The organism is Acinetobacter sp. AOR01_HL (assembly GCF_027855455.1).
Lineage (GTDB): Bacteria > Pseudomonadota > Gammaproteobacteria > Pseudomonadales > Moraxellaceae > Acinetobacter > Acinetobacter baumannii.
In genome coordinates this window covers 1-4,051 of record NZ_JAKTIM010000026.1, presented here as the reverse complement: position 1 = coordinate 4,051, position 4,051 = coordinate 1, and the positions used below count along the sequence as shown (strand labels likewise).

6 protein-coding genes and 1 pseudogene are annotated in these 4,051 nt (G+C 37.0%); 4 read left to right on the top strand and 3 right to left on the bottom strand.

The window, feature by feature from the left end; translation table 11 throughout:
- Nucleotides 1–34 precede the first annotated feature (34 nt).
- The 3 genes and pseudogenes from MKL62_RS08570 (at nucleotide 35) to MKL62_RS08560 (ending at nucleotide 2,038) form a co-directional block, all read left to right on the top strand.
- Complete coding sequence (locus MKL62_RS08570; protein WP_001040033.1) at nucleotides 35–967, top strand: IS5 family transposase; 933 nt, start codon at nucleotides 35–37, stop codon at nucleotides 965–967.
- 52 nt (nucleotides 968–1,019) lie between these two features.
- Nucleotides 1,020–1,718, top strand: a pseudogene (locus tag MKL62_RS08565) (DMT family transporter); the annotation flags it as partial.
- Nucleotides 1,719–1,753: 35 nt separating this feature from the next.
- Nucleotides 1,754–2,038: a YciI family protein gene (locus MKL62_RS08560; protein ID WP_000637651.1), complete on the top strand. Its 285-nt coding sequence runs from the start codon at nucleotides 1,754–1,756 to the stop codon at nucleotides 2,036–2,038.
- 51 nt (nucleotides 2,039–2,089) lie between these two features.
- Here the strand turns inward: MKL62_RS08560 and MKL62_RS08555 are convergent, their stop codons facing one another.
- From MKL62_RS08555 to MKL62_RS08545, 3 genes are read right to left on the bottom strand one after another with little or no spacing between them, the layout of a single operon-like run.
- Complete coding sequence (locus MKL62_RS08555) at nucleotides 2,090–2,545, bottom strand: hypothetical protein (protein WP_005127891.1); 456 nt, start codon at nucleotides 2,543–2,545, stop codon at nucleotides 2,090–2,092.
- The gene (locus MKL62_RS08550) at nucleotides 2,523–2,792 is read right to left on the bottom strand and encodes a hypothetical protein (protein ID WP_005127892.1); all 270 of its coding nucleotides are present in this window, start codon (nucleotides 2,790–2,792) and stop codon (nucleotides 2,523–2,525) included. Before MKL62_RS08550 ends, MKL62_RS08555 begins: the two co-directional genes overlap by 23 nt.
- Nucleotides 2,793–2,797: 5 nt before the next feature.
- The gene (locus tag MKL62_RS08545; protein WP_230258713.1) at nucleotides 2,798–3,025 is read right to left on the bottom strand and encodes a hypothetical protein; all 228 of its coding nucleotides are present in this window, start codon (nucleotides 3,023–3,025) and stop codon (nucleotides 2,798–2,800) included.
- Between the two features lie 41 nt (nucleotides 3,026–3,066).
- Here MKL62_RS08545 and MKL62_RS08540 point away from each other — a divergent pair, with 41 nt between their 5' ends.
- Complete coding sequence (locus MKL62_RS08540; RefSeq protein WP_001040033.1) at nucleotides 3,067–3,999, top strand: IS5 family transposase; 933 nt, start codon at nucleotides 3,067–3,069, stop codon at nucleotides 3,997–3,999.
- Nucleotides 4,000–4,051: the final 52 nt, after the last annotated feature.

Sequence of the window (4,051 nt, the reverse complement as noted above, 5' to 3'; positions counted from 1 at the left end):
TCTCTAAAGGCTTATTCCACAATATAATTTTGAGATGAATAAGCCTACACCTAAAATCTACCGTACAACCAATTGGCCCACATACAACCGAGCTCTCATTAATCGTGGGAATATTGCCATTTGGTTTGATCCCAAAACACAATGGTATGCTCAACCAAAAAGCCAACATGGTCGAAATCAAACTTATTCCGATACAGCCATCCAATGCTGCTTAATGATTAAATCCATATTTCGTCTTTCTCTACGCATGGTCACTGGCTTTGTACAAAGCCTGATTAAACTTTGCGGATTAGATTGGACAGCGCCAGACTATACGACGCTTTGCAGAAGACAAAAACATATTGATATTGCGATTAGCTACCAAAAAAGTAGCAATGGTCTACATCTACTCGTAGATTCAACTGGTTTAAAGTTTTTGGGCGAAGGTGAATGGAAACGGAAGAAACATCAGCCTGAATATCGTCGACAATGGCGTAAGCTTCACATTGGTATAGATGCTGAAACGCTGCAAATACGTGCAGTTCAGCTCACAACGAACAATATCAGTGATTCACAGGTGCTCGGTGATTTACTTGGTCAAATACCACTTGATGAGCGAGTAGATTCTGTCTATACCGATGGAGCCTATGACACTAAATGCTGCAGACGAGTGATCTCAGATCGTCAAGCATATGCGGTGATTCCGCCAAGAAAAAATGCGAAACCGTGGAAAGATACAAAAGTTCATTCGCAAGAGAGAAATGAATTACTAAAAACAGTTAAGCGTCTAGGAAGAGCCCTTTGGAAAAAGTGGTCTGGTTATCATCGGCGAAGTTTGGTCGAAACCAAGATGCATTGCATCAAATTATTAGGCGATAAACTCTACTCAAGGAATTTTGACAGCCAAGTGAATGAGATCCATGCACGTGTAGCCGTATTAAATAAATTTACAGAATTAGGCAGACCTCATACCCAAGTTGTAACCTAAATTTTAGCAACTTAGGAAAACTTTACCTTCAAAGGCTTTATGCAACAAAGCCCCTTTAAAGTGGAAAGATGTTCCTGCGCTTGCTGTATTAGGGTTTTTCTCTGTAACGCTGCATCATTTGCTGATAAATACGGGGCAGCAATATGTAACTGCTGTCGCATCTAGTATTTTGAGCCAATCTATTCCGCTATTTACCTTTATTATTTCGGTTTTGCTTTTTAAAGAACAAATCAGTTTTAAAAAGTGGTTGTGTATTTTGCTAGGGCTTTGTGGCGCCGTGTTAGTGGTCAGCGGAGATCATGGTTTTGGTATGCCGAGCCCTTATAGTTTGTTGATTGTTTTAGCTGCAATTGCATGGGGGCTTTATTTTAATTTATATAAAAAATTTGCCTTAAATTATGATGCCTTGAGCATGATGTGCTACATCATTTGGTTCGGGACCCTTCCTTTACTATTTTATAGTGCTCATTTACCTAGTGAAATTTTACATGCCACTTGGCAAGCCAATATGTCGGTTGTCTTATTGGGTATTTTTCCAAGTGCGATGGCTTATGTACTTTGGGGCTATGTACTTAAAAATATGCCGTTAACGATTGCATCGAATTTTTTGTATTGTTCGCCCATTGTCGCCATGAGTTTGGCGGTGATTTTCTTAAATGAGAAACCATCAATGATGGTGCTGCTGGGAGGAGTAATTATTGTGGGAAGTTTAGTGTGGATGAATTGGGGGAATCGGCGTACTATTGAATAAGCTATGTCATGCGCTACTTGCTTTAAGAGAATGAGATGATTGTTGTTACCCTCACCTATAAAAAACCATTGACCGAAGTTGACGCTGTACTCAAAGAACATATTGCATTTTTAGATCATTACTATGAGCAAAAGAAATTTTTAGCGTCGGGACGCCGGGAAAATAGAGTAGGTGGGGTAATTTTAGTTCTAAGCTCTTCGCTTCAAGAGGCTGAAGAGATTATGAAAAATGATCCGTTTTATATTCATGATGTGGCCGATTATGATTTTATGTGGTTTGAGCCATCGAAAAGTTTAGAAGAGATTAAAGAATTTGTTTAACTCAAAAAATAAAGGGATCTAGAAAAGATCCCTATAAGTAAACTTTAACTTTTAACCAAAAAACGTAAGAAATTGTCTGAGGTCATTTAACTCTGGTATATCTTTAGAGAAATCAAATTTTTCGGGGTAAAGCGATAAAAATGTATCCCATTGCACATTTTGCTTTGCTTGCTTTCTTTCCTTATGAGATAAGCAATCCATTCTTTTATAAAAATCCATCCATAATTTTCTTAAATCCTTATCCCTCACAATAATTCCTTTAGAGGCAAGACATTGTTTCCAGCCAGTTTCTAGACAATTTGCATGGTGAGAGTTACTAGTATCTGCTATTTCTTTCAAAAGATGTTCGAGTTCCCCTTGACCATTTAAACCACTAAAACAATAAGCTAATTTAAATTCAATATCTTGTTCAGGAATTTCATAAAGCTTAAATTCACTTACTTTTTCTATATCAATAGTTAATTCAAATGCTTCAGAGCAAAGTTCATTTAAAAATTTTATCCTCATCTTCTACTGATGAATCATCTAAATCAATAATGATTCCAATTTTTGTGATTTCTTGTGCTCTTATCAATTCTGAACGAATGTCTTTCAATTTAGTGATTAATTTAGTCCGTTCTAAACCTGCGAGTTCAATCCAGTCTAAACCATCTGTAAAAGTTTCTACATCAGTATTTGATGTACAGAAATTTTTTAAAACATGAGCATATATAGCCTGATCATTAAAACTTTCTACAATAATCTTATGGTTCATAATTGTTACTCACCACGAAAATTTTTTGAATGATTTATTTTATATTCAAGAACTTCAGGTTCAATTATATTACTAATTATTCTATTTTTACGTGTTCTCACAAGTTCTAAATAGCGAAGTTTCGTACCTTCATTTTCTAATGAATATTCATTAAAGCTCTTAATGAATTCAGCACTATGTGTAGTCATAAAGATTTGGATATTTCTTTTAAATGCTAAATGGCTTTGTTGCACAAACCTATCTCTAAAGGCTTATTCCACAATATAATTTTGAGATGAATAAGCCTACACCTAAAATCTACCGTACAACCAATTGGCCCACATACAACCGAGCTCTCATTAATCGTGGGAATATTGCCATTTGGTTTGATCCCAAAACACAATGGTATGCTCAACCAAAAAGCCAACATGGTCGAAATCAAACTTATTCCGATACAGCCATCCAATGCTGCTTAATGATTAAATCCATATTTCGTCTTTCTCTACGCATGGTCACTGGCTTTGTACAAAGCCTGATTAAACTTTGCGGATTAGATTGGACAGCGCCAGACTATACGACGCTTTGCAGAAGACAAAAACATATTGATATTGCGATTAGCTACCAAAAAAGTAGCAATGGTCTACATCTACTCGTAGATTCAACTGGTTTAAAGTTTTTGGGCGAAGGTGAATGGAAACGGAAGAAACATCAGCCTGAATATCGTCGACAATGGCGTAAGCTTCACATTGGTATAGATGCTGAAACGCTGCAAATACGTGCAGTTCAGCTCACAACGAACAATATCAGTGATTCACAGGTGCTCGGTGATTTACTTGGTCAAATACCACTTGATGAGCGAGTAGATTCTGTCTATACCGATGGAGCCTATGACACTAAATGCTGCAGACGAGTGATCTCAGATCGTCAAGCATATGCGGTGATTCCGCCAAGAAAAAATGCGAAACCGTGGAAAGATACAAAAGTTCATTCGCAAGAGAGAAATGAATTACTAAAAACAGTTAAGCGTCTAGGAAGAGCCCTTTGGAAAAAGTGGTCTGGTTATCATCGGCGAAGTTTGGTCGAAACCAAGATGCATTGCATCAAATTATTAGGCGATAAACTCTACTCAAGGAATTTTGACAGCCAAGTGAATGAGATCCATGCACGTGTAGCCGTATTAAATAAATTTACAGAATTAGGCAGACCTCATACCCAAGTTGTAACCTAAATTTTAGCAACTTAGGAAAACTTTACCTTCAAAGGCTTTATGCAACAAAGCC